Genomic DNA, 25213 nt, shown 5'->3' with positions numbered 1-25213 from the left:
TATTTACTTTAAAATCATTAATTTTGTGAATCTTGACAAAAAGAAAAAATAATCAGTCTAACATATAACATATATATCAAGTGTTTTACGATCATCAGCAGATAGAAAAAAAGTGGCAGAAATACTGGGAGGAAAATCAAACCTATAAAACCTCTAATAACACAGACAAACCTAAGTTTTATGTACTCGATATGTTTCCGTACCCATCAGGAGCAGGACTTCACGTAGGTCACCCGCTGGGATATATTGCATCGGATATCTATGCGAGATACAAAAGACATCAGGGGTTTAATGTACTCCACCCGGTAGGATATGACAGCTTTGGACTTCCTGCTGAACAATATGCTATTCAGACAGGGCAGCACCCGGCTATTACTACAGAACAAAATATCAACAGATATGAAGAGCAGCTGAGAAAAATCGGTTTCTCATTCGACTGGAGCAGAGAAGTAAGAACTTCAGATGCTTCTTATTATAAATGGACACAATGGATTTTTATCCAGTTGTATCATTCCTGGTATAATAAAAATACAGATAAGGCGGAGCCTATTGATTCTTTAATTCAGCATTTTGAAGAAAAAGGAACAGAAGGATTAAATGCCAATCAGAACGACGAATTAAATTTCACTGCAGAAGAATGGAAGAATGCTTCTGAAATTGATAAAGAAGACATCCTTTTAAACTACCGTCTTGCTTACAGAGCAGAAACCACTGTAAACTGGTGCCCTGCATTAGGAACTGTATTGGCCAACGATGAAGTAAAGGATGGAAAATCCGAAAGAGGAGGATTCCCGGTTTTCCAGAAGAAAATGATGCAGTGGAGTATGAGAATTTCCGCATATTCTGAAAGATTATTACAGGGATTAAATACTTTAGACTGGCCGCAGCCGTTGAAAGATTCCCAGGAATACTGGATTGGGAAATCTCAGGGAGCACAGGTTCAGTTCAAAGTAGAAGGACATGACGAGACTGTTGAAGTATTTACAACAAGACCTGACACGATCTTTGGAGCAACCTTTATGGTACTGGCGCCGGAAAATCCTTTAGTGGAAACGATTACTACAGATGCTCAAAAAGTAGAAGTAGATACTTATATTGAAGAAACATCCAAGAAAACGGAGAGAGACAGAATGTCTGACGTGAAAAACGTGAGCGGAGCTTTCACAGGAACTTATGCAATCAATCCTTTCAGCAATGAAAAAATGCCGATCTATATTTCAGACTATGTGTTGATGGGATATGGAACAGGAGCAGTAATGGCGGTTCCGGCACACGATGAACGTGACCACAGATTTGCCAAGAAATTTAATCTTGAAATCAAGAAAGTGGTAGAAACGGAAGAAGATGTTCAGGAAAAATCTTTTGATTCCAAAGATTCCGTTTGTGTAAACTCTGATTTCTTAAACGGATTACATTATAATGAAGCGAAAGCAAAAATGATTTCCGAGATCGAAACGAAAGGAATCGGTCATGGAACAACAAACTACAGACAGCGTGACGCTATTTTCTCAAGACAGCGTTATTGGGGAGAACCAGTTCCTATATATTATAAGGATGGAATGCCTTACACATTGCCAGTTTCCGCTTTACCTTTGGAACTTCCTGAAGTTGAAAAATACTTACCTACAGAAGATGGAGATCCACCATTAGGAAATGCAAAAGAATTTGCATGGGATGAAGCTAACCAGAAAGTAGTAGCTACAGATCTTATTGATGACAAAACTATTTTCCCGTTAGAATTATCTACAATGCCAGGTTGGGCAGGAAGCTCATGGTATTTCCTTAGATACATGGATCCGAATGATGAAGAAACTTTTGTTAAAAAAGAGTTAGCAGATTATTGGGGACAGGTAGACCTATATATAGGAGGAAGCGAACATGCAACCGGTCACTTATTGTATTCCCGTTTCTGGAACATGTTCTTAAAAGACAGAGGATATATCAGCCATGATGAACCATTCCAGAAACTGATCAATCAGGGGATGATCTTAGGAATGAGTGCATTTGTATACAGAATTGACGGCACAAATCAATATGTATCTAAAAATTTAGCTAAAGATTACCAGACTCAGCAGATTCACGTAGACGTATCCTTATTAAAAGGAACTTCTGACGAATTGGATACTGAAGCCTTCAAAGCATGGAGACCGGATTATGCAGATGCAGAATTTATTCTGGAAGACGGAAAATACATCACAGACCGTGAAGTAGAAAAAATGTCCAAGTCAAAATATAACGTAGTCAATCCTGATGATATCTGTGAAGAGTACGGAGCAGACGGATTAAGATTATATGAAATGTTCTTAGGACCGTTAGAACAATCCAAGCCTTGGAATACTCAAGGATTAAGCGGAGTATATGGTTTCCTTAAAAAATTCTGGAACCTGTATTTCAACGGAGACGTATTTGAAGTTTCAGACGAAGAACCTACAAAAGCGGAATACAAAGTTTTACATACCTTAATAAAGAAGGTAGTATACGATATTGAAAACTTCTCTTTCAATACTTCAGTATCATCCTTTATGATTGCTGTAAACGAGCTTCAGAAAATAAAATGCAACAAGCGCAATATTTTAGAACCGCTTGCCGTTATCATTTCTCCGTATGCTCCTCACATCTGTGAAGAATTGTGGAGTTTATTAGGACACGGTACTTCGTTAGAATTTGAACGATTCCCGGCATTGAATGAGGATTATCTGGTTGAAGACGAAATTGAGTATCCGGTAAGCGTAAATGGTAAAATGAAGTTCAAAATTTCACTTTCCGCTCAATTATCTGCCAAGGAAGTAGAAGATTTGGTGATTTCTAACGAGAAAATGCAACAGATTTTGGAGGGTAAAACCCCTAAAAAAATCATTGTAGTCCCTCACCGTATTGTGAATATCGTAATTTAAAAAAAAATTAACATTGGGAAATTAAAAAAAATGGGTGTCTTATTTTTATGATTTTTTAATTCAAATGTTAAATTTGGAAAAAATAAATAAAATAATTTAAAATAATTATTATTTCGAAATCGTATTAAAATTTCTTTATCAAAAAAAAGCAAAATGTTTAATTAAGACTCTTGCATTTTAATTAATTTTGCCTTTAATTTACACCCTGTAAAATTTTAAAACAATATAATTTAGTTAAATATGGAAATGAATGTTTCAAAAAATGATGAGCAAGTAGTTGCTAGAAAGGCAGGAGGTTTAAATCCAGCTGTTATTATTCCTATTCTATTTGCTATAGGAGTATGTATTTATTTATTCGTTCTTGGTAGCCCAGGAAACTTTAAGGATGCAGAAAAACTAGGAAGTGGTTCTGTAGCTTTTTCAAGTGTTGAAGGAAAAGACATTCACCCAGAATCGTTTTTAGGTATTATCTACAAAGGAGGGGTTATCGTACCAATCTTGATTACTTTCATGATTACTGTAATCGTTTTCTCTTTTGAAAGATATTTCGTTCTTGGTAAAGCAGCTGGAAAAGGAAACTTAGACAACTTTGTTGTACAGGTAAGAAGCTTACTAAACCAAAACAAAATCGACGAAGCTATCGAAGAGTGTGACAGACAACAAGGTTCTGTTGGTAACGTAGTAAAAGAAGGTCTTACTACTTATAAAGCACTTTCTCACGATACTACATTAAATAAAGAGCAGAAAATGGTAGCACTTAACAAAGCTATCGAAGAAGCTACTACTCTTGAGATGCCAATGCTTGAGAAAAACATGATGATCCTTTCTACTCTAGGTACAGTTGCAACCCTAATCGCACTACTTGGAACAGTAATCGGGATGATCAAGGCATTCTTTGCATTAGGTTCAGGAGGTGGTACTCCAGATGCTGCTGCTCTATCTACAGGTATCTCTGAAGCCTTGATTAACACGGCATTAGGTATTGGTACTTCAGCAATCGCTATTATCCTTTATAACTTCTTTACATCTAAAATTGATGGATTAACTTACAAGATCGACGAGATCTCTATGAGTATCCAACAGTCTTTCGCTGAATTCAACTAAGAATTAGCAAGATATTTGCATTAGCAATTAAAAGAAGTTTAATTAAAAATATTTTATAATAATGGCGAGAGTCAAACCTAAAAGACATGGAGTAGTAACGGACATGACCGCAATGTGTGACGTTGCGTTCCTACTTCTTACGTTCTTTATCTTGACCACTCAGTTTAAAAAACCTGACGTGGAGCAGATCAAACCGCCATCTTCAATTTCGGAAAAATTGCTTCCTGATGCTAGTTTAATGACTATCAACGCTACTCCGGACGGAAAATTCTATTTCCAGCCAGTAGAAAATGCATCAGAAAGACTTGCTCTTTTGGATAAAATGGGACAAAAGTATGGGATTACTTTTGACAACAACCAAAAAGCTGCTTTCCAGAAAGTTCAGGCAATCGGAGTTCCAATGAACCAGCTTAAAGGTTACTTGGATATGCCTGCAGATGAGCAGAAAAATTATAAGAGTCCTACAGGTATTCCTATGGACAGTACAAATAAGCAATTAATTGATTGGGTAAAAGAAAGTTTGAGCGTTAACCCTGACTACAAGTTGGCGATTAAAGGTGACGTTACAACACAATACCCTAAAGTGAAAAGCTTATTTGAAGGTTTAAGAGATATTGATTTTCTTAAATTTTGGTTGATTACATCACAAGAAGGTAAACCTAACGAATAATATCGATAGAAATGGCAGAAGTACAAGTACAAGAAAAAGGCGGCAAGGGCGGCAAGGTCCGTTCCAAGAAGCAAAACACCAGAGTCGATATGACTCCGATGGTGGACTTGGGTTTTCTATTGATTACCTTCTTTATGTTCACAACTACGTTCAGTAAACCGAACGTGATGGATTTGGGTCTTCCGGCTAAACCGAAAGATGAAACAAAAAAACCACCTCCAACAGAAATTAAACTTTCTAACTCAATTTCTATCTTATTAGGAAAAAATAATAGAGTTTTCTGGCACCAGCAGGATGCTACATCCTTGAATGACCAAACTCTTATGGAAACTACTCTTGACAGAGAAGGAATTAGAAAAGTAATTCAGCAGGCAAAATCTAGAGCTGCAGATCAAACGAAATTTACCGTGATCATTAAGCCAACTGACGATGCTGTATATAAGAACTTTGTTGATATTCTTGATGAAATGGCAATTACCAAAAGTGAGCAGTACGGGGTTACTGATATCAAACCTTGGGAGAAAGCTATTTATGAGAAAAAAGTAGGAGGTGCTGCTGCACCGGCTGCTGCTACAAAGTAATTTAACCATAAAATTGTTATATCTAATCTATGGCAGATGAAAATGTATACGGTCAGAATCTTACTTTAGACGAGATCGTATTTGAAAATAGAAACAAGGAATATGGTGCCTATGATCTTAGACATCAGTATCCGAGACTTTTAACCAAGTCTTTTATTATCGGAACAGCATTATTCCTTTTGGCAGCTTTGTCTCCGTTCATCTATCTTACGATTAAAAATCTTACAGCTCCGCCTAAGCAGGAAGTGAAGGCAGATCTTGTAGATATTATCGAAGAAGATCCGATTATCGAGCAGCCTAAAGAAGAAGAACCACCTCCACCACCTCCACCTCCAAAAGAAGAGGAGAAAATTGAGGTAATTCAGAACGTAGTTCCTGAGCCTGTAAAAGCTCCGAAAATTGAAACTCCACCACCACCGATTTCTAAGCAGTTGGAAACTACAACTGGTTTACAGAATCAGGAGGGGGTAAAAGCTCCGGCTTATACACCACCACCGCCACCACCATCTACAGGTACTAAAGCTAGTACAGTAGAAGTGAAAGCGAACAACCCTAACGAGATCTATAAAGATGTTGACCAGTCTGCAGAATATCCTGGAGGTATGGGTGCATTGAGAAAGTTCCTGGGTGATAACTTTGATACTTCTTTGATGGAAGGAGGTGAAGGAACACTTAAAGCGAAGCTTAAGTTCGTTGTAGAAAAAGACGGTACTGTTTCGAATGTAACGATTGAAGAGAAATCTCCAAACGGCGACTTCAACAGTGAAGCGATGCGTGTAGTTAAGAAACTTAAAAAATGGACTCCTGCGAAAAGAAACGGGGAGAGCGTTAGATCTTACTATAGCGTACCATTTACTATGAACTTTGAATAAGACTTATTTATTCAAAATATAAATAAAAAGAGAGGCTTATGCTTCTCTTTTTATTTTTTTTGGTATTTTTGTTACATGATGTTCAATTGGTTATCCCTGGTTACGGGATTGTTTTATATCGTTTTAGGAATTGTAGTGATTGTCTACAAATTCTTCTTTACTATTTTAGAGCCAGCTGTTGCTTATGCATTGGGAGTGGTGCTTATTATTTATGGTATTTTTAGAATTTACAGGGCGATCTCAAGAATTAAAAAATCGAGAAATGAAGAATAGTTTCAAGCTTGCAGTAATTTTTGTATTGACTATGATGCTTGCAAGTTGCAAAAAGGAGAAAAACACTCCTTCTTATCACAAAGGTGATCTTACAATTTTTACTGACGAATCTTTTCAAAGCGTTACAGAAGCATTAGCTGACGGCTATATGATCAACTATCCTGAGACACACATCAAAGTAGAAACCAAGAAAGAAGATTTAGGACTTCTTGATCTTTTGAAAGGAAGTGCTAAAGTGGTAGTAATGTCCAGAAATCTTAATCCTGAAGAAATAAAAACATATGAGGAAAGAACAGATTTAAAGTTTCTTCCTGCTAAATTTGCTGCAGATGCAGTAGTTTTTGTTGTTCCTAAAGATTCTCCGAAAGAAAGTATTTCAATAGAAGAAATCAATAGCGGGTTGATGTCTGATAAAAAGGAATTTATTTTTGATGGAACGAACTCCAGTAACCTGAATTTTGTTGCTGAGAAATTAAAAAAACAGCCAAAAGACATGAAATTTTCCATTATTCCGGGAAATCAGAAGATTATAGAGGAGTTAGGAAAATATCCCGATAAAATAGGCGTTATTGGATTGAATACTTTTAGCCGTCCTTATGATAAAACGTCTGAAAAATTGAGAGAAATGGTAAAGATTCTTCCTGTGGTTGAGAAAGGAAAATTATACAATGCGGATTTTGAAGGACTTCGTACAATGGAATATCCGTTTACAAGAGTGCTTTATTTCCTGATTAACGAGGGTAATTTTAATATTGCCAATGGATTTATAAGATTTTCATGTACCCATTTAGGTCAAAAAATTGTACAGAAAGAAGGGTTGCAACCTTATAATATTTATAAGAGAGAAGTGCAGATGCGTTAAAAAATATTAAATTCACAATTTATCCTCATTAAAAATTTTGATTTGGTCTGAAAATTGTGTAGAATAAAACTCAATTATTTGAAAATATAAAATGAAAGATATAATGAATATGAATGTAAAGAAGATTGCTTTTGGAGCAGCCGTGGTATTTTTTACCGGTTTTGCCTCTGCACAGACATTGCAGGATGGTATCAACAGTATAGACAGTGATAAATTTGCGCAGGCAAAAACAAACTTCACTGAAATGATCGCTAAAGAGCCCACAGCTGATAACTACTTCTATTTAGGAAATACTTTCTTAAGACAAGGAGAGCCAGATTACGCTAAAGCAACTGAAAATTTCAATAAAGGCTTAGCGGCTGATGGTAAAAGCTATCTGAACAAAATTGGTTTAGCTGCTGTTAAATTGGGTAAAGGTGATAAAAATGCCATTGCTGAAATTCAGAAAGTAGTTACTGATTCAAGAGAAAAAGATGCTGAAGTTCTTTTCAGAGCAGCAGAAGCTTTAACTTTATTCGAGAAAAACAGTTCACCGGACCTGGCAATCCAGTTTTTGACTAAAGCTATTGAAAAAGCTGAGAAAAAAGGTGTTCCTGCACATTATTATTATACATTAGGAGATGCTTACAGATTGAAAAGATCTCCGGGAGAAGCCATGTCTGCTTACGACAAGGCGTTACCTGTAGCAAAAAATAAAGCTTCAGTTTACACGAGAATGGCTACTTTATGGATGGCTGCTCAAGTGTGGCAAAAAGCGAAAGAAAGCGTTGATAAAGCAATTGCTGTAGATCCTACATACGCTCCTGCGTACAAAGCATTGGCTGGTTACGATATCAGATACCAACAGAATGCAAAAGCTACACAAGATCTTATTAACTATACCAAATATGCTGATGAAGATCCGTATACTCAATTAGAAATTGCAAAACTATACTTTACAAACGAAGATTATGCAAACTCTAAAATGGTATTAGATAAGATTTTTGATAAAATTGATGATCCTATCAAATTCAAATTGAGAGCTTATAATGCATATGCAGATAGAAATTATGCAGACGCCAAGCAAAATATGGATACTTTCGTTTCTCAGGCAGAGAAAACAAGAGTATTGCCTGCAGACCAAGGTTTACAGGGACTTATTGCTGCCGGTTTAGCAAAAGATGAAAAAGATGCTGCTAAAAAATCTGCTTTAATGGCTGAAGCTCAGCAAAAAGTAGGTATTGCAAAAGCTGCTAAGGATGAAACAATGAAGTGGGATCTTGAATTGGCAAACATCGCAGGTGGTGGTGGAGCTTCTCAGGCAGAAGCTGATAAAGGACCTACTAATCCTGAAATTGAAGCATTGAAACAGAAAGTTGCTGCCAACAGCCAGGATTCTGATTCATTATTTAAGTTAGCAACAGCTTACCAGGATGTTAAAAACTGGAATGGAGCAATCCTTACATGGCAAAAAATGTCAGCACTTCTTCCTGATTGGGCTCCGGCATATTACAGCCAGGGATATTCTTACCAGCAGGCAGGATACAATGAAGCTGCAAAATTGGCTTATGAGAAATTCATCAGCACGGTAAAACCTGCTGATCAGGAAGCTAACAAACAGACTCTTGCTTACGCTTACTTTGCAGTAGCATACATGAGCAAAGATTCTGATATGGCAAAAGCAAAAGATTATGTAGCTAAATCTTTACAGCTAGACCCTACTTATCAGGATGCCGTAAAACTAAATGCCGAAATCAACAAGTAATTTAAAATTTAAATTATAAATATTAAAACTTCCCATGCGTAATGTTTGGGAAGTTTTTATTTTAAATCCTATCTTTGAGTTTATGAAAACTGATATACTTGCTTTTGGAGCGCATCCTGATGATGTAGAATTGGGGTGTGGAGGAACTATTGCCAAAATGGTTTCTGAAGGAAAAAAATGCGTTGTTGTAGATCTTACCAGGGGAGAGCTTGGAACAAGAGGTACAGATGAAACCAGAAAGACTGAAGCAGCAGATGCAGCCAAAATACTTGGGCTTTCCGCAAGAGAGAATCTTGGAATGAAAGATGGATTTTTGGTAAATTCCGAAGAATATCAAATGAGGATTGTAAAAATGATCCGCAAATACAGGCCAGAAATCGTCTTGGCTAATGCAATTGATGATAGACACCCGGATCACGCAAAAGGAGCGAAATTAGTATCGGATGCGTGCTTTTTGTCCGGACTGAGAAAAATTGAAACCGTACTGGAAGGCGAATCTCAGGAAGTGTGGAGGCCAAAACATATTTTTCATTATATTCAGTGGAAAGATATTAAACCGGAATTTGTTATTGACATTTCAGAATACCTGCCTAAAAAACTGGAAGCTTGTATGGCGTACAAAACTCAGTTTTATGACCCAACTTCTAAAGAACCTGAGACTCCCATTACCACAAAAGACTTTTATGAAAGCTTAACCTACCGGGCACAGGATTTAGGGCGGTTATCGGGAGTTGCTTATGCTGAGGGCTTTACGTCTGAAAGATTAATTTCTTTGAAAAATTTTGATGGAATTGTTTGGTAGTTGAGGAAATTGTCCTATATTTGCACTCAGAAAACGGTGATTGTAGCTCAGTTGGTTAGAGCGTCGGATTGTGGTTCCGAAGGTCGTGGGTTCGAGACCCATCATTCACCCAAAGAAAGTACACTTTTTGAAAGTGTACTTTTTTATTTTGTACTAATTTCAGCAGTCGTTGAAAGTTTCTTTTTTTACTTTTTTCTCTAAAATTTTTCATGTATTAAGTTTATAATCTTGAGCCAACGCATAAAAATGGTATTCTTTGATCCTTTAAAATAAATTCATGGATTGATGATTGAAACTTTTATATTTGTCTAGCCGGCTTCAAGGGAAATATTTCTCTTTAAGATGATCAAAAATCAAAACTATTACTATGAAAAAACTCTTTGCAATTCTCACGTTATTATTTGTTCTACAGTCTTATGCTCAATCTTACTATAAAAATCTATTTGATGAGAAGCATTATGATACATCTTTAGGCAATTCAGACAGCCCTGATCAGGCTGAATTTGCTTGGGGTGTACCTGCCCATATGGAAGCATTAGTATTAATGTATGAAAAAACGCATGACCCTAAATATGCTAATACTTTGATACAATGTATGGGTAATGTAATTGATAGAAGGGACGATCTTAGAGGCCAGGTGCCTGGTCTAAATCAAATTTTTGATTATCGTAATGTTTCAGGTGCTGCCTGGTCGCATAATCACTACAATTATCCAAAGGCGGATTCGGGAAAGACTTACGCTCATTTAGTACATAGTGCAAACATAATTTATCCTATGGCTAAGTTTGCTGCTATTGTTAAAAATGATAGTAGTATTCAAAATATATTATATCAATCAGGAGGGCGTTATAATGATATGACTTTTAAAAATATTGCTGATGATCTTAAACAAAAGATAAAAGAAACGCTTCTTTATCACAAAGGCCAATGGTTTACAGAGTATAATTCTAATCCTAATGATAGTATAGGTTATTATAAAGAAAGAGATTCTCTTAATGTTAATAGTAATCCTCCAATAAAGTATAAAGGTGTAATTGCTCCCTTTAATATGCAAAGCTCTATGGGAAGGGTTTTGGTACAAATGTATAGAGCAACAGATGATCAAAGTTATCTTAAACAGCTTAATAAAATTGCTAATTTTTTAAAATTAAATACTTCTGTTAATAATAATCTGGGGTCATATACTTGGATGTATTGGAATCATTTTTATTTACGTGATGATATATCCCATGCAGGTTTAACGGTGAGTTTTCCATATGAATGCTATAAATATAATATAAAGAATAACTCCAACGATTCTCTTTATACATCTTTAGATATGGAGAGATATGTTAAAACTTATACAAAAGATATTTATCAGGGACCTTTATCAATAAATGATGCAGTGAATTATAATGGGTTAAAATGGAATATTAAATATAGTACTATAAATAATCTTCCAACAGATATTAATACTAAATATGGCGCATATATTTCCTACATGTGGTTATATCTCTCAGCGGAATATGATAAAAAGATATATCAGATAATCGCAGACTTACAAGCGGCAAAAAATTATTATGATCATATCAATGTAGAAGGGTCTGCTTTGACACTTGCACTTTTAGCAACTTATGAAAAATTTATTGTACCTGTGAATACTTATCATTTGTGGGGAGAAGATTCTGATTGGAGAGGTGTGGCAAAGGGTAATTTTGATGGAGACAGTGATGATGAGTTTGTGAAAATCAGGAATTATGATGGGTTGATAGGTACTTTGGAACCTGATGGTAAGAGCTTTCATACTGTTACAAACAGCATCGCTTATGGAGGTAATTATAATTGGAAAGGATTGGGTGCTGGTGATTTCTTTGGAGATAGTAAAAGCGAAATCATTGCATTAAGTGATCATGCTGATTTTAATAAGAATGGCTTTTATATTTTTAAAATTGAAAATAACCAAATTGTTGAGCAGTCAAAACTTACAGGGTTTGGAACAGACTCAGATTGGATAGGAACCACTGCCGGAAATTTTATCAGTGGAGGCAAAGATGATTTTGTTGCAGTGAGAAATTATAACAAAGAAGTAAGAGTGTATAAATTTAATGGTACTGATCCTGAATTGGTTTATTTTAATCAGCTCAATCTGCCTGCAAATTCTAAAATTAAAGCGGTGGCAGCCGGTAATCTTGATGGAGTTGGTAAGGATGAAATTGTATTGCTGGTTGATGCTGATGATTATATGCAGAATGGGGTGTATGTTTATAGTATTGATGATAATGGAGTAATGACTCTTATTGATAAATCTATAGGGTTTGGGGCAGCTTCAGACTGGAAAGGATTGGCTGTTGGAAATCTGGATGGTGATGAAGCAGATGAAATTATTGCTCATAGAAACTTTGATGGAGATTATAAAGTTTTTAAAATGAAGGAATCAAATGGGGCTAAATATTTAGATAATATTGGGCTTGAAAGCTTTCCTGCAGTGCAAACCCAAAATAATGTAATGTGTTTTGGAAACTTCGATTCAAGTTCAAAAAATGATGAACTGGTTACTCTTAGAAAAGATGGCGGTATAGTGATGTTTTCGGCTGCAAAAGTTGTCAAAAATCCTCCTGCTGCCAGTAAGCAAGCAGATCCATGTCAGAATGAGGTACCGGAAGTATTATTTAGCTTCCTGAATCCGGATTACTATAATAACTAAATTGCTCTAAAATTCATTTGAATTTTAAAATTATAATATGAAAAAACTTTTTACCGTTCTCACCTTATTATTGATATTAAAATCTCATGCTCAATCCTATTATAAAAATCTATTTGATAGTAAGCAGTATGATGTTGTGCCTCTTAATTCAACAAGCCCCAACCAAGCAGAGTTTTCATGGATTGTATCTGCTCATATGGAAGCATTGGTGTTGATGTACGAAAAGACACATGATGTAAAATATGCTAATGTTTTAATAGGGACTATGGGCAACGTGATTGATAGGAGAGATGATCTTAGAGACCAATTACCACCTAATATAGGTGTAAGTAATATTTCCGATTACCGTGGAATTTCTGGTGCAGCCTGGTCTACCAATCATTATAATATAACCCCGGATTCAGGAGGAACTTATGCTCATGTAGTACATAGTGCTAACATAACTTATCCTATGGCTAAGTTTGCAGCTATAGTAAAAAAAGATACTACTATTCAAAATACAATGTATAATTCTGGTGGCCGTTATAATGGGTTGACTTTTAAAGTTATCGCTAATGACCTTAAACAAAAGGTAAGTGAAACACTTATTTATCATAAAAATCAATGGTATACAGAACCCAATAATATGATAGGTTACTATAAAGAACGTAATGATAATCCACCAATAAAGAATGCAGGTGAAATTTTACCTTTTAATATGCAAAGTGCAATGGGAAGAGTATTAGTACAGATGTATCTGGCAACAGATAACCTGGATTATCTTACACAAATTAACCAAATTGCCAATTTTTTAAAAGCAAATACTTCTTTTAATGCTAATTTGCAGTCTAATAAATGGACCTATTGGAAAAAAGATACTTCGCGGGAAGATATTTCTCATGGTGGTTTAACCATATCTTTTCCCTATGAGTGCCATAAATATGGTGTTTTGAATGGTAGTACACCTATATATACGGATTCTGATATGAATGCCTATGCTAATACTTTAACGAGAGATATTTATCAATCCCCTTTGTATATAAATAATGGAGTAGATTATTCACTAATTTCTTGGAATGTAAAGTCTGGACCTGCTAGTGGCGTGGACATAAGTACCTATACTTGTTTTCGATGGGCGTGCTTATCTGTATATGATAAAAAAATATATCAATTACTTGCTGAGATACAAACGGCAGAAAATTATTATACGCCATTAACACCTGAAAATTCTCCCTTAGCAGTTGCTTACTTAGCTTATTATGAAAACTTAATTGTACCTGTCAATACGGAACATGGGTGGGGGTCGGGCTCTGATTGGAGAGGAGTAGCAAGTGGTAATTTTGATGGTGATGATGCCCATGAATTTGTTGTTATTAGAAATTATGATGGGATGATAGGGACTATGGAACCCTATGGTAAAAAATTTCATTCTGTTACAAACGATAAATATTATAATGGTCAATATAATTGGCGAGGCATAGCAGCAGGAGATTTTTTTGGTGACAATAAAAGTGAGATTGTAACATTAAGTAATCATGCCGATCCTGGTAATAATGGAGTCTATATTTTAAAAATTGAAAATAATAATATTGTTGAACATACAAAATCTACCGGTTGGGATGGACAATCTGATTGGGTAGGTACTGCAGCAGGAAACTTTATTACCGGAGGAAAGGATGATTTTATTGCTGTCAAAAATTTAAATAAAGAAGTACTTGTTTTTGATTTCAATGGGACTACTCCTCAACTGGTTCATACTAACGCTCTCAATCTGCCATCGAATTCTAAAATTACGGCGGTAGCATCAGGTGATCTTGATGGTGCAGGTAAAGATGAAATTGTTTTGCTTGTAGATGCTCAAGATTCTGCTTATAATGGGATCTATGTTTACAATATAGATGATAATGGTGTAATGACAAAAATAGTTCAATCTACAAATTGGGGTTCAGGTTCAGAATGGAGAGGATTAGCTGTTGGAAATCTGGATGGTAATGGAGCAGATGAAATTATCGTTCATAGAAATTATGATGGTGAATATGTAGCGTATACACTAAATGGGAATATTTTGAATAGTACAGGTGTTGAAAGATTTCCTATCCTACAGACCCAAGACAACATCATGTGTACTGGAAATTTTGATTCAAGTTCAAAAAATGATGAACTGGTTACTCTTAGAAAAGATGGCGGTATAGTAATGTTTTCTGCAGCCAAAGTTATCAGAAGTAATTCTAGTAGTAATAAGCAATTAGATCCATGTAAGAATGAGGTGCCGGAAGTATTATTCAGCTTTAAATCAGCATCTTTTAAAAGGGACGATATAAAAGAAATATCTGTAAGATAACAAGATGCGGGAATAAAAATATAATATTAATAGAACGGGCTGAAGCCCGTTTTTTATGCATAGATAGTTTTAGCGCATAAAAAAAGCATCTTTTTCAGATGCTTGTGTTTTTAGATATTCTTTTTTAAACCTCGTCGTCAGAATCTATTGTGTAAGATCTGCTTTTGAAGTCTTTGTCATGTTTTTCTGAAATTACATCCTCACCCTTTTCATTAATGATGAAATCTGTGGACTCATTAAACATCTCCTGGAAACTCTTAAAATCTTCCTTGTAAAGGTAAATTTTATGCTTCTCGAATGTAGCTTCCCCATTCTCTCCGAAATTCTTCTTACTCTCAGTGATTGTAAGATAATAATCTCCTGCTTTCGTCTCGCGCACATCAAAGAAATAAGTTCTTCTCCCTGCTTTTAACACCTTCGTGAAAATCTCATTTTCATGGCGTTCCTTGTATTCACTCATTGTTAGATATTTTTTAATCTTGTTAAGAACAAATATAAAAGAATTCTTTTAATCACAAAATTTTTTTTATGATTTATTTAACAATTGAGAATGAAATGGCTAAGCGGTTACAGAATTAGCAATTTCGGTTAGGTTGATAATCTGATGGGCTTTTTGTGCGCTAGACTCTCTGTGTGTGATAATTATGGAAGTTGCGTTACTGATTTTTTTGTCAATATTTTCCAGAATATTCTGCTCCGTTTCTGTGTCTAAAGCGGAAAGAGAATCATCAAAAATAATGATATTAGGATTCTTAATTAAGGCTCTTGCGATACAAATTCTTTGCTTTTGCCCCCCCGAAAGCATGACTCCGCGTTCACCTACAAGTGTTTTATATTGGTCTTTAAACTCTATAATATTTTTGTGAACATCCGCAATATTGGAATACTCTACTACTTTCTCGTGAGAAGGATGATCAATGGCAAAACCAATATTATTTTCAATAGAATCAGAGAATAAGTAGCTCTCCTGAGGAATATATCCGATAAAGTTTCTGTAGTTCTCCAGATTATGGTCTTTCAGGTTTTTACCATCAATTAAAATTTCCCCTTCTGTAGGATCTATTAATCGGCATAATAGCAAGGCAATTGTTGATTTTCCACTACCGGTTTTCCCCATAATAGCTAATGATTCTCCGGCTTTTACTTTAAAACTTAGATTGTCCAGGGCTTTGATTCCTGTATTTGGATATACGTAAGAGACATTTCTGAATTCTATATCTCCTTTGATTGGATAATTTTCAAAATTAGTGTTAATAATCTCCGATTTTTTATCCATAAATTCATTGATCCTCTGCATGGATGCTTCAGCTCTCTGGTTGACAGAAGTTACCCAACCTACCATGGAAAAAGGGAAAATCAGGGTGTTGATATACATAAAAAAATCAGCAATCTTACCAATGCTTAATTCTCCGGCAATATATTTTGTACCTCCAATCCAGATAATAGCAACATTTAATAATCCGATGACAAAAAGAATAATGGTGAAGAAATAGGCTTCTGTTTTGGCAAGATCTAAAGCTTTATTCTGATAATCGGTGACTTTGATTCCGTAGTTTTTTTCAATGTATTTTTCTCTGGCGAAAAATTTTACCACACGGATTCCGGAAAAACTGTCCTGAACAAAAGTTGAAATCGCAGACTGGCTTTTCTGCATGATCTTTGATTTTTTATTGATAATAGAACTTACCTTATAAATGGCAAAAGATAAAATAGGAAGTGGAAGTAAAGTCCACATCGTCATGGAAGCATCCGTTTTTACCATGTAAATAGCTGTAATAATTACCAGTACAATGAGGTTGGCTACATACATTACCCCGGGACCAAGATACATTCTTACTGCCACCACATCTTCACTTAATCTGTTCATCAAGTCTCCGATAGTAGTTTGTTTATAATCCGTTAAAGATAGATCCTGATAATGTCTGTAGATTTTATTTTTAAGTTCGTATTCTATTCTTCTGGATGCAACAATGATGGTCTGTCTCATCATAAAGGTAAAGAATCCGGTTAAAAGAGAACATCCTACAATAATTCCAACATAAATCAGAACCTGATTGTTAAAGCCAAGATTCCCATTTTTTGTAAGTTCATCCACAGATTTTCCTACAAACTGAACCTTATATATATTAAAGAAATTACTGGCAATGATAAAGAGTACCCCCCAAAACAATAGTATTTTGTGTTTCCAAAAATAGGGGTTTAAGGTTTTAAGCGCTTTCATATAGTTGCACAAAATTACAAAAATGTCATCACACTACGAATTTCATCAATTTTAAATTTCGTATCTTTGCAGCCATAAAAAAGCTCTTTGAATGTTAGGAAGACGACAAATCCGTGAAAAAGTAGTACAGACCGTGTATTCTTACTACCAAAATCCTGTAAAATTTGATGTTTTAGAGAAAAACATGTTTGCCGGGATAGAGAAAATCTATTATCTATACATCTATCAGCTCAACTTTTTGGTGGGTTTGAAAGATTTGGCAGAAAATCAGATCGAAATTGGTAAGAATAAATTTCTTAAAACTGATGCTGATATTAATCCTAACCAAAAATTCATCAACAACCAGGTATTGCTTAAGCTGGAAGAAAATCCTGAAAGATTATTTTTTACAGGGCAGCACAAGCAGTTGAAATGGGATATGCATGATGATTTATTGGTAAAAACTTTCCAGAGAATTACTGCTGGGAAACGTTATCAGGATTTCATGAAAGAAGAAGGATATTCTTTTGAAGAAGATCAGAAATTTATAGGTAAATTATTTCTAAGGTATATTGCTGAAAATGAAGATTTTCATGACTATTTAGGTGATAAGGAACTTTCATGGTATGATGATATCCATATCGCCAATTCAATGGTACAAAAAACAATCGGTTTCCTGAGAGAAGATGAAGAAAGCAGAACTCTGATCAAAATGATTAAAGATGAAGAAGATAAAACATTCGCTTCAAAATTGCTAAGAGATACCCTGAATAACTGGGAAAACAATGAAAAGAAACTGGAAGAAAGACTGGAAAACTGGGATCTGGAAAGAGTTTCTCTAATGGATAAAGTAATTTTATCTACAGCCATTGCAGAGCTTGATAACTTTGCTTTCACACCTTCAAGAGTGATCATTAATGAATATATTGAAATTGCAAAAGTATTTGCTACAGACCGTTCCAATATCTTCATCAATGGTATTTTAGATAAATATTGTAAAGATCAAAATAGAATATAAAATGAAAAAGACGTTATCAATTATCGCCTTGTCAATTATAGGCTTTGGGTTAGTTTCATGTAAAAAAGAAAACAAAGAAACTCAAAGTGCTGAAACTGCAACTATTGATTCTGCAGCTGTTGCGGCTCCGGTTACCACTGATTCTGCAGCAGCACCTGTAGCAGGTGAAACAGTTGCTCCGGTTTCTAACGAACCATCTACTTCTGTAGCTTTATCTGAAAACAGCTTCGATTTTGGAAAAATCAAAAAAGGAGATAAAGTAGAGCATGTGTATGAAATTACCAACACAGGTAAAAACCCATTGATTATTTCTGAAGTGAAGCCAGGATGCGGATGTACAGCTCCTGATTTTACAAAAGAGCCTATCATGCCTGGTAAAAAAGGAAAAGTTACTTTACACTTCGATTCTTCAAGCTTCGACGGAAACGTTCAGAAGTATGCAGACGTTTTTGCTAATGTAGAAAAAGCTCCAATCAGATTAACTTTCACGGCGAACATTCAGCCATAATATTTTAAATATGTTGACACTATTTTTACAGGCACAGGGTGGTTCTTCACCTATGATGCTGATCATGATGGGGGTAATGTTTGTAGGATTTTATTTCCTGATGATCAGACCTCAAATGAAAAAGCAAAAGCAGGAGAAAAACTTTCAGGAAAACCTTAAAGTGGGAACAAGAGTAGTTCTTACATCAGGCCTTCACGGAAGAATTGCTCAGGTTCAGGATGACGGTTTTGTTATCGAAACATTATCCGGAAAACTGAAATTCGAAAAAGCTGCAGTTTCAAGAGAAATGACTGAGGCTCGTTTTGGAGATAAAGCAAAAACTGCTGAAAAGGCAGATGACAAAAAAGAAACAGCAACTGAAGAAAAGAAATAATTCAGTCTGAAAATATTAAGCTGCGGCGGGTGAACAAAGTTCACCCGCCGCAGCTTTTTATAAGATTTTGATCTCATAAGTCGTATTTACTTCCCATATTTTTAATATGTTTGGCTGCTTTTGGGTCCAATTGTGAAAGCAATGAGTGGGAATAGTGTTTAATAAAAAAATTATCTTTGCTTCATGAAGCAAAACACAAACAAAACGGTTCTTATTCTGGGAGCCAATTCAGATGTAGCGAAACAATGTATAATACAATATGTTGAAAAAGGATTTTCCGTAATTGCAGCTTCCAGGAATATAAACTCTTTGAATGATTTTATTGGATCAAACAATCTGGACCGCTCCAAAGTTTCTGTTTTGTATTTTGATGCTGCAGATTTTGATTCTCATCATCAGTTTTATTCCAGTCTTTCTGTACAACCTCATATTGTGGTTTATTCCGCAGGTTTTTTAGTAGACAATCAAAAGGCGCTGGCTGATTTCAAGGGAGCCAGACAAATGATGGAAGTCAATTATATGGGGGGAGTTTCTATCCTGAGTATTATTGCAATGGATAAAAGCAATACCAACCTGGAAAGAATAATCGGACTCTCTTCCTTGTCAGGAGTAAGAGGAAGAAAAAGTAATTTTGTCTACGGAAGCACAAAGGCTGCATTTACTCAGTTTCTTGCGGGATTGAGACAGGAACTAGCTTCCCGAAAAATAATTGTGAATGCCTTGGTTATTGGTTATATCAGAACAAAAATCAACGAAGGGCTGGAACTGAATGAATCTCTGATCATGGAGCCGGATTATGTGGCGAAATTTATTGTCAATGCTGGAAATTCCTTTACCATTGTTCCGAATTTTAAGTGGAAAATTATCTACCATATTCTTAGGCTTTTACCGGAAAGTCTGGCTGCAAAATTACCTTAGAGAATGTTTCTTGATATTATTTTCTTTGAAAACACTCACACTTCGGTATCGTTTTTGTAATTCTATGACCCAAAAATTATTTCTTCCTGCAAGATTCAATTTCTGAATGATTATTGAGTAAAGCAGAAATATTCTTTTCTGCTGTCAATCTATTTTTAAGGATAAAATATAATTTACTTTCACTCTACAGTGCAAGGTGAATTTCTTTTTTTTCGGATCCTGCAGAAGATGTCAATGCTTCATTGATATAAATAGTAAAACACATAGTATAAAAATGGACGATTTAGAACTGAACAAGATTCAACAACACTGGGATACCTTAATTTCTTCAGCAATTTCATGGGCACCGAGAATCTTTACTGCAATCATTTCTGCATTATTAATTTATCTTATCGGATCATGGATGATCAGAATGATTAAGAAACTGGTGGAAAAAGCTTTCAAAAAAAGAAATATGGAAGCTTCACTGCAGCATTTTCTTTTAAATATTATCAACTGGGGACTTAATATTCTTTTGTTTATTGTAGTTGTAACGCAGCTTGGAGTACAAACCTCTGCATTTGTTGCAATGATTGGTGCCGCAGGTTTAGCGGTTGGTTTAGCTTTACAGGGGTCCTTAACAAATTTTGCAGGCGGAATCTTAATTCTACTATTAAAACCTTTTAAGATTGGTGATTTTATTTCTACCAATTCAGGGGTTTCAGGGACTGTAGATGCTATTGATATTTTTCATACAAAGCTGATCACCCCACAAAACCAGCTGATCGTTATTCCTAACGGAGTAGTTTCAAATAACAGTATTACCAATTTTACCCAACTGGGTACAAGAAGAACATCACTGGATATCGGAATTGCCTATGATGCAGATCTTAGACATACCAAGGATATTTTAATGAATGTTATTAAGAATAATCAATATGCTCTTGCAACACCTGCTCCACAAGTGGTAGTTACTGAATTGGGAGACAGTGCTGTCAATGTATCTGTAAGAGTAAGTGCTTCCACTGAAAATTTCTGGACGATGAATGAAGAACTAATCATCGGTTGTAAAGAAGCTCTCGATAAAGCTGGAATCGGAATACCTTTTCCTCAAAGAGATGTGCATATTTACAATCAATAATTATATTTAATTTTTTTAAGAAACTCCTGCGTTATACTATGTGGGAGTTTTATTTTATTCCATATTCTGCAGGAGTTCCAACGCCTTCATCATATCAATTCCCTTACCCAAAACCGGTTTAAACAAATCTCCTTTCTCCTTAATTCTGTCAAGAGCATTGTTAATAGTAAAATCTGTTGGTTTCACACCAGGCTTCAACTCATCCCAATCCAAAGGCATAGAAACGGAAGCACCTTGTTTAGGTCTCAGGCTGTAAGCACTTGCCAGAGTCTGCCCCGTTCTGTTTTGCAGGTAATCAAGGTAAATTTTTTTGTTATCCCTTTTTTGAAGACTTCTTTCCAACGTGGTAATCTTAGGCAGTTTTTCGTTTACCTGTTTCATGAGAATATGGGCGAAATCTTTTACCTGGTCAAAATCATAATGAGCTCCCATAGGAATATAGATATGAATTCCTGTACTTCCGGAAGTTTTACAATAGCCTTTTATTTTAATAGTTTTTAAAACTTCATTCACCTGAAGTGCTGTTTCAATCACCTCATCAAATGTATTTTTTGAAGAAGGGTCAAGGTCTAAAACCAGATAATCCGGATGCTCAAGATCTGGTAAAGAACTGTTCCATGGATTGAAATCAATGCAGCCTAAATTATTAAGATAAGCCATAGTAGCTTTGTCATTACAGTAAATATAATCGATATGTTTATCATTGGATTCCGAATATACCTGTGTGGTTTTTATCCAGTCAGGAACATGATCTCCTGCATCTTTCTGATAAAAGCTCTGCTCTTCAATTCCATTGGGAAAGCGGTTGAGAGAAAGCGGACGATTTTTTAAATAAGGGAGAATATAACGTGCTACAGACTGATAATATTCAATAACATCTCCTTTTGTAATGCCATCTTCAGGAAAATATACCTTATCCTGATTGGTAAGCTTTACGGAATGCTTGTCTAAGGTAATCTCTTTCTCTTTTTCAGAAGTCTTTGTCTTTTTTGATGAAGCTTTCGTATTCATATCTTTAGATTTTTCGGTGAAGGATGGAGCTTTAGTATCTTCCGGGCTTTTGTCATCCCTGATTGTGATAAAAACCGGATGTCTGAAGATTCCGTCCTTGGTAATTTCAGAATATTTGATTTCACATACTAGCTCGGGTTTTACCCACGTTACCGGCATATTGGTCTTCGGAGCTGTTTCGAATGGAGATGACTTTACAATTATTTTCTGAAGTCTCTCATACACTTCTTTCAAAGAAGCCGTATTGAAACCTGTTCCTGTATGACCACAGTAAGTAAGCTCCCCATCAATAAATTTTCCTAATATCAATGCTCCGAAGCTTTCCCGTGATCCTCTGGGTTCTGTAAAACCACAAATAATGACCTCTTCTGTATTGGAAAACTTGATTTTAAGCCAATCAGTGGTTCTGTGATTTTCAACATACAGACTGTCTGCCCGTTTTGCAATCATTCCTTCCAGCTGCATTTTCTTCATTTGTTCAAAAAATTCAATGCCCTTTTCAGGAATATGATCACAATATCTGATCCGTTCGGTTTCAGTTAATGCTTCTTTTAAAAGTTCTTTTCGTTGAATTAAGGGAAGATCTTCTGTAGAATGTCCATTGAGCCATAAGATATCAAAAACCTGATAGGCAAGGGCGGCACCAGGGTTATCCCCAATTTGCTGTAAAAGCTGAAAATCAGGCTTTCCCTGTTCATTATAGACCACAACTTCGCCATCCAGGATCATACGATGCTTTTGTTGGCCGAAGTCCTGAGCAATTTTGTCAAATTTAGATAAAAATGAAATTCCATTTCGGGAATAGAAAAGCGGAGGATCATGGCTGAGGTCTGCAATAGCTCTGTAGCCATCCCATTTTATTTCAAAGATCCAGTCTTTATCATTGAAGGCTTCCTCTGAAAGTTTAGCCAGCATGGGTTTAATGAAAGACTTAAGCTTTTTTTCATTCGTTAACGAATTGAAATTCCTGAAGGTTTTTTCAGAAGTTATGACTTCTTTTTTTCTCTTATTTTTAGGCTTTTTTTTTCCTCTAAAAATTGAGTGACCAGTGATTTTGGTGAAGTATTTTCTTCGGCATTATAAGGACTTTCTGCAAATTCATCCTTATGTTTGATAAGCAACCATGAGTTGTCATCCGTATTTTTCATTTTTACAAGAGCAAATTCACCTTTCAGCTTTTTACCGTGTAAAATAAATTTTAAAGAACCGGCATGAAGTTCCTTCAGAAGTTCTTTTTCATCAGAAAGTTTTGAATTCTCCTCCAAAGGTTCATAGGTTCCGCTGTCCCATACTTCCACTTGTCCGGCACCATAATTTCCTTCCGGAATATTTCCTTCAAAATCTTTATAGTCGTAAGGGTGATCTTCTACCATCATGGCAAGACGTTTATCTTTTGGGTCTAATGACGGACCTTTCGGAACGGCCCAGCTTTTCAGTACACCTTCCATTTCAAGCCGGAAGTCATAATGAAGTCTGGAGGCAGCATGTCTCTGAATCACAAAAATCAACTTTTCTTTGCTTTTCTTTGTTTTTCCTTTAGGTTCGCTGGTTTCATCGAACTTTCTTTTGTTATGATAATCTTTGAGAGCCATTATGATGCAGATTTGGATTTAGAAGTATTCAGGCTGGCTTTTAACTGCGCCATAAGGTCAATCACTTTACCTTCCTTAGCAGGCTGCGCTTTTTGGGCTTTTACGTTTTTGCCTTTTGCTTTCTGCTTGATGATCTTCATCAGCTCATCAGAATAAGTATCTTTATACATTGCGGGATCAAATTCCTGGGAAAGCTGCTCAATCAGGCTGACAGCCATCTTCAACTCTGCAGGTTTCGGAGCTTTTTGGGCAGGAATTTTTAAATCTGAATAGTCTCTTATTTCCTGATCAAATCTCAAACGATTCAAAACAAGTATGTCGTCATTATAAGGACGAATCATGCCAATGGCTGCACTGTCACGAAGCACAAAAGTTCCTATACCTACCATGGCAGTTTTTTCAAGAGCTTTTAATAAAAGTCTGTAGGCATTTTCACCATTTTTCTGAGGTTCCAGATAATACGGAGTCTCAAAATACATACTGTCTACTTCTACTTCCTTTACAAACTGGTCAATAGAAAGTATTTTTGTTTTTTCAGGGCTTGCTGCTTCGTAATCTTCTTCGTCAAGAACAATATATTTGTCGTCCATGAGATAACCTTTGACGATATTTTCCCATTTTACTTCTTTCCCCGTATTTTCGTTTCCCCGTTTGAAACGGATGTTTGAAAAATCAGATTTGTCGAGCATATCGAGATCCAATTTTGTGGTTTCCGTTGCGGAATAAATTTTAACAGGAATGTTGACTAATCCGAAGCCAATTGCGCCGTTCCAAATTGCTTTCATTGTCTTACGTTTTTAAAAATCAAGCAATTAATATGCCGGCAGAAGCCCGTGTGGTACCTTTCATGGACTTTGTTGCCAAATGACAATTGTTTTTATCCGCGACTTTTATACCTTTATATTTCCGCAATCCGTGGTTATATCAAAATATGGAAGAGCTTTTTACTTATATCAAAAAATTCGGGACACTGAATCCTCAGGACGAGCTGTTGATTGCTGAAGGAATTCAGGAAATAACGGTCAAAAAGGGAGATCCTTTCATAGAAGCCGGAAAAGTAAGTCAGAGAATTGCTTTTGTGAAGGAAGGTGTTTTCCGGTCTTTGTATTATAACAAGCAAGGTGATGATTTTACACGGTATTTTATTTATGAAGGACGATTTATTGGGGACTTTCAGGGCTTTACCGATCAGCTGCCAGCGCATGAAGACATTGAAGCGATTACCGATGCTGTATTGCTGGTCATTGACCGTGAGCATTTTAAAATCCTGGAAGAGAAAATTGCGGTATGGCCTATTTTATTTGCAAGAATTCATGCCTTTGTAGTAGAAAATAAACTGAAGGTCGCCAGTATCATGCTTAATCAGGATGCGAAATCACGGTACATTCATTTTTTAAATCACTATCCCGGCCTCGCCAACAGAGTTCCGCAATCTATGCTGGCTTCTTATCTTGGCGTGACACCTTCTTCACTTAGCAGGATCAGAAGAAATATAGTTTAAGATTATTACTGATAGATGATAATTGATTAATGATGTAAGTGGGAGTGTTGTGAATTGCTTCTAGGCTCTAATATTTAGCTTCTTATTTCTGGTCAGATCTCTTTTTGTCAAATGGCAATGGTGTTTCATGCTGACTGTCATAGCTTTGCTTCATAAAATTTAAAGTA

Annotated in this window: 22 protein-coding genes and 1 tRNA gene; 18 read left to right on the top strand and 5 right to left on the bottom strand. The window is 35.7% G+C overall.

All coding sequences use genetic code 11. The annotated features are described in order from the left end of the window. Positions 1-80 precede the first annotated feature (80 nt). From leuS to RHP76_RS12660, 12 genes are all read left to right on the top strand, one after another. Entirely contained in the window at positions 81-2894 is a 2814-nt protein-coding gene (gene leuS / locus RHP76_RS12715; protein ID WP_311228346.1) for a leucine--tRNA ligase, read from the top strand. A 240-nt stretch (positions 2895-3134) separates the two neighbouring features. Continuing rightward, a complete protein-coding gene (locus RHP76_RS12710; RefSeq protein WP_034693032.1) occupies positions 3135-3998 on the top strand; it encodes a MotA/TolQ/ExbB proton channel family protein in 864 nt (287 codons plus the stop codon). Positions 3999-4059: 61 nt separating this feature from the next. Continuing rightward, positions 4060-4668, top strand: coding sequence for an ExbD/TolR family protein (locus tag RHP76_RS12705; RefSeq protein ID WP_126652498.1), 609 nt, complete (start codon positions 4060-4062; stop codon positions 4666-4668). Positions 4669-4679: 11 nt separating this feature from the next. Continuing rightward, entirely contained in the window at positions 4680-5249 is a 570-nt protein-coding gene (locus RHP76_RS12700; RefSeq protein ID WP_062675756.1) for a biopolymer transporter ExbD, read from the top strand. Between the two features lie 29 nt (positions 5250-5278). Beyond that, the gene (locus tag RHP76_RS12695; protein ID WP_062675757.1) at positions 5279-6121 is read left to right on the top strand and encodes an energy transducer TonB; all 843 of its coding nucleotides are present in this window, start codon (positions 5279-5281) and stop codon (positions 6119-6121) included. Positions 6122-6196: 75 nt separating this feature from the next. Further along, the gene (locus tag RHP76_RS12690; protein WP_171006307.1) at positions 6197-6394 is read left to right on the top strand and encodes a DUF308 domain-containing protein; all 198 of its coding nucleotides are present in this window, start codon (positions 6197-6199) and stop codon (positions 6392-6394) included. Further along, entirely contained in the window at positions 6384-7256 is an 873-nt protein-coding gene (locus RHP76_RS12685) for a PstS family phosphate ABC transporter substrate-binding protein (RefSeq protein WP_311228345.1), read from the top strand. The genes RHP76_RS12690 and RHP76_RS12685 overlap by 11 nt, the downstream gene beginning before the upstream one ends. A 91-nt stretch (positions 7257-7347) precedes the next feature. After that, the gene (locus RHP76_RS12680; protein WP_311228344.1) at positions 7348-9000 is read left to right on the top strand and encodes a tetratricopeptide repeat protein; all 1653 of its coding nucleotides are present in this window, start codon (positions 7348-7350) and stop codon (positions 8998-9000) included. A gap of 82 nt (positions 9001-9082) precedes the next feature. Next, complete coding sequence (gene bshB1 / locus RHP76_RS12675; RefSeq protein ID WP_062675760.1) at positions 9083-9802, top strand: bacillithiol biosynthesis deacetylase BshB1; 720 nt, start codon at positions 9083-9085, stop codon at positions 9800-9802. Positions 9803-9837: 35 nt separating this feature from the next. After that, a tRNA-His gene (locus RHP76_RS12670) sits at positions 9838-9913 on the top strand. Positions 9914-10169: 256 nt separating this feature from the next. Beyond that, a complete protein-coding gene (locus RHP76_RS12665; RefSeq protein WP_311228343.1) occupies positions 10170-12485 on the top strand; it encodes a hypothetical protein in 2316 nt (771 codons plus the stop codon). Between the two features lie 37 nt (positions 12486-12522). Further along, positions 12523-14805: a hypothetical protein gene (locus RHP76_RS12660; RefSeq protein ID WP_311228342.1), complete on the top strand. Its 2283-nt coding sequence runs from the start codon at positions 12523-12525 to the stop codon at positions 14803-14805. A gap of 124 nt (positions 14806-14929) precedes the next feature. Here RHP76_RS12660 and RHP76_RS12655 read toward each other — a convergent pair whose 3' ends face one another. Together RHP76_RS12655 and RHP76_RS12650 are read right to left on the bottom strand one after the other, a co-directional pair. Continuing rightward, positions 14930-15265: a DUF3276 family protein gene (locus tag RHP76_RS12655; RefSeq protein WP_002976288.1), complete on the bottom strand. Its 336-nt coding sequence runs from the start codon at positions 15263-15265 to the stop codon at positions 14930-14932. A gap of 99 nt (positions 15266-15364) precedes the next feature. Beyond that, positions 15365-17026 carry an ABC transporter ATP-binding protein gene (locus RHP76_RS12650; protein ID WP_311228341.1) on the bottom strand — a complete coding sequence of 554 codons (1662 nt, stop codon included), beginning with the start codon at positions 17024-17026 and terminating at the stop codon, positions 15365-15367. 91 nt (positions 17027-17117) lie between these two features. Between RHP76_RS12650 and RHP76_RS12645 the strand changes: the two genes are divergently transcribed. The 5 genes from RHP76_RS12645 to RHP76_RS12625 all read left to right on the top strand — a co-directional run bounded on the left by RHP76_RS12645 (position 17118) and on the right by RHP76_RS12625 (position 20942). Continuing rightward, complete coding sequence (locus RHP76_RS12645) at positions 17118-18023, top strand: transcription antitermination protein NusB (protein WP_062675764.1); 906 nt, start codon at positions 17118-17120, stop codon at positions 18021-18023. Position 18024: 1 nt separating this feature from the next. Continuing rightward, a complete protein-coding gene (locus tag RHP76_RS12640; protein ID WP_120232725.1) occupies positions 18025-18531 on the top strand; it encodes a DUF1573 domain-containing protein in 507 nt (168 codons plus the stop codon). A 10-nt stretch (positions 18532-18541) separates the two neighbouring features. Then, complete coding sequence (yajC, locus tag RHP76_RS12635) at positions 18542-18904, top strand: preprotein translocase subunit YajC (protein WP_062675766.1); 363 nt, start codon at positions 18542-18544, stop codon at positions 18902-18904. A gap of 183 nt (positions 18905-19087) precedes the next feature. Then, positions 19088-19822, top strand: coding sequence for an SDR family NAD(P)-dependent oxidoreductase (locus RHP76_RS12630; protein WP_288440985.1), 735 nt, complete (start codon positions 19088-19090; stop codon positions 19820-19822). A gap of 274 nt (positions 19823-20096) precedes the next feature. Then, on the top strand, positions 20097-20942 hold the full coding sequence (locus RHP76_RS12625; protein WP_062675768.1) for a mechanosensitive ion channel family protein: 846 nt from the start codon (positions 20097-20099) through the stop codon (positions 20940-20942). A 54-nt stretch (positions 20943-20996) separates the two neighbouring features. Here RHP76_RS12625 and ligD read toward each other — a convergent pair whose 3' ends face one another. From ligD to RHP76_RS12610, 3 genes are all read right to left on the bottom strand, one after another. Next, positions 20997-22868 (bottom strand): DNA ligase D, encoded by a 1872-nt coding sequence (gene ligD / locus RHP76_RS12620; RefSeq protein ID WP_311228340.1) that lies wholly within the window; start codon positions 22866-22868, stop codon positions 20997-20999. A 71-nt stretch (positions 22869-22939) separates the two neighbouring features. Next, positions 22940-23545, bottom strand: coding sequence for a DNA polymerase ligase N-terminal domain-containing protein (locus tag RHP76_RS12615; RefSeq protein WP_062675770.1), 606 nt, complete (start codon positions 23543-23545; stop codon positions 22940-22942). Continuing rightward, positions 23545-24330, bottom strand: a complete 786-nt coding sequence (locus tag RHP76_RS12610) for a non-homologous end joining protein Ku (RefSeq protein WP_311228339.1) — start codon at positions 24328-24330, stop codon at positions 23545-23547. Before RHP76_RS12610 ends, RHP76_RS12615 begins: the two co-directional genes overlap by 1 nt. A gap of 146 nt (positions 24331-24476) precedes the next feature. Here RHP76_RS12610 and RHP76_RS12605 point away from each other — a divergent pair, with 146 nt between their 5' ends. Next, positions 24477-25046, top strand: a complete 570-nt coding sequence (locus RHP76_RS12605; RefSeq protein WP_062675772.1) for a Crp/Fnr family transcriptional regulator — start codon at positions 24477-24479, stop codon at positions 25044-25046. Positions 25047-25213: the final 167 nt, after the last annotated feature.

The organism is Chryseobacterium sp. SG20098 (assembly GCF_031844745.1).
Taxonomy (GTDB): domain Bacteria; phylum Bacteroidota; class Bacteroidia; order Flavobacteriales; family Weeksellaceae; genus Chryseobacterium; species Chryseobacterium cucumeris.
This window is presented reverse-complemented; position numbering and strand designations above follow the sequence as displayed.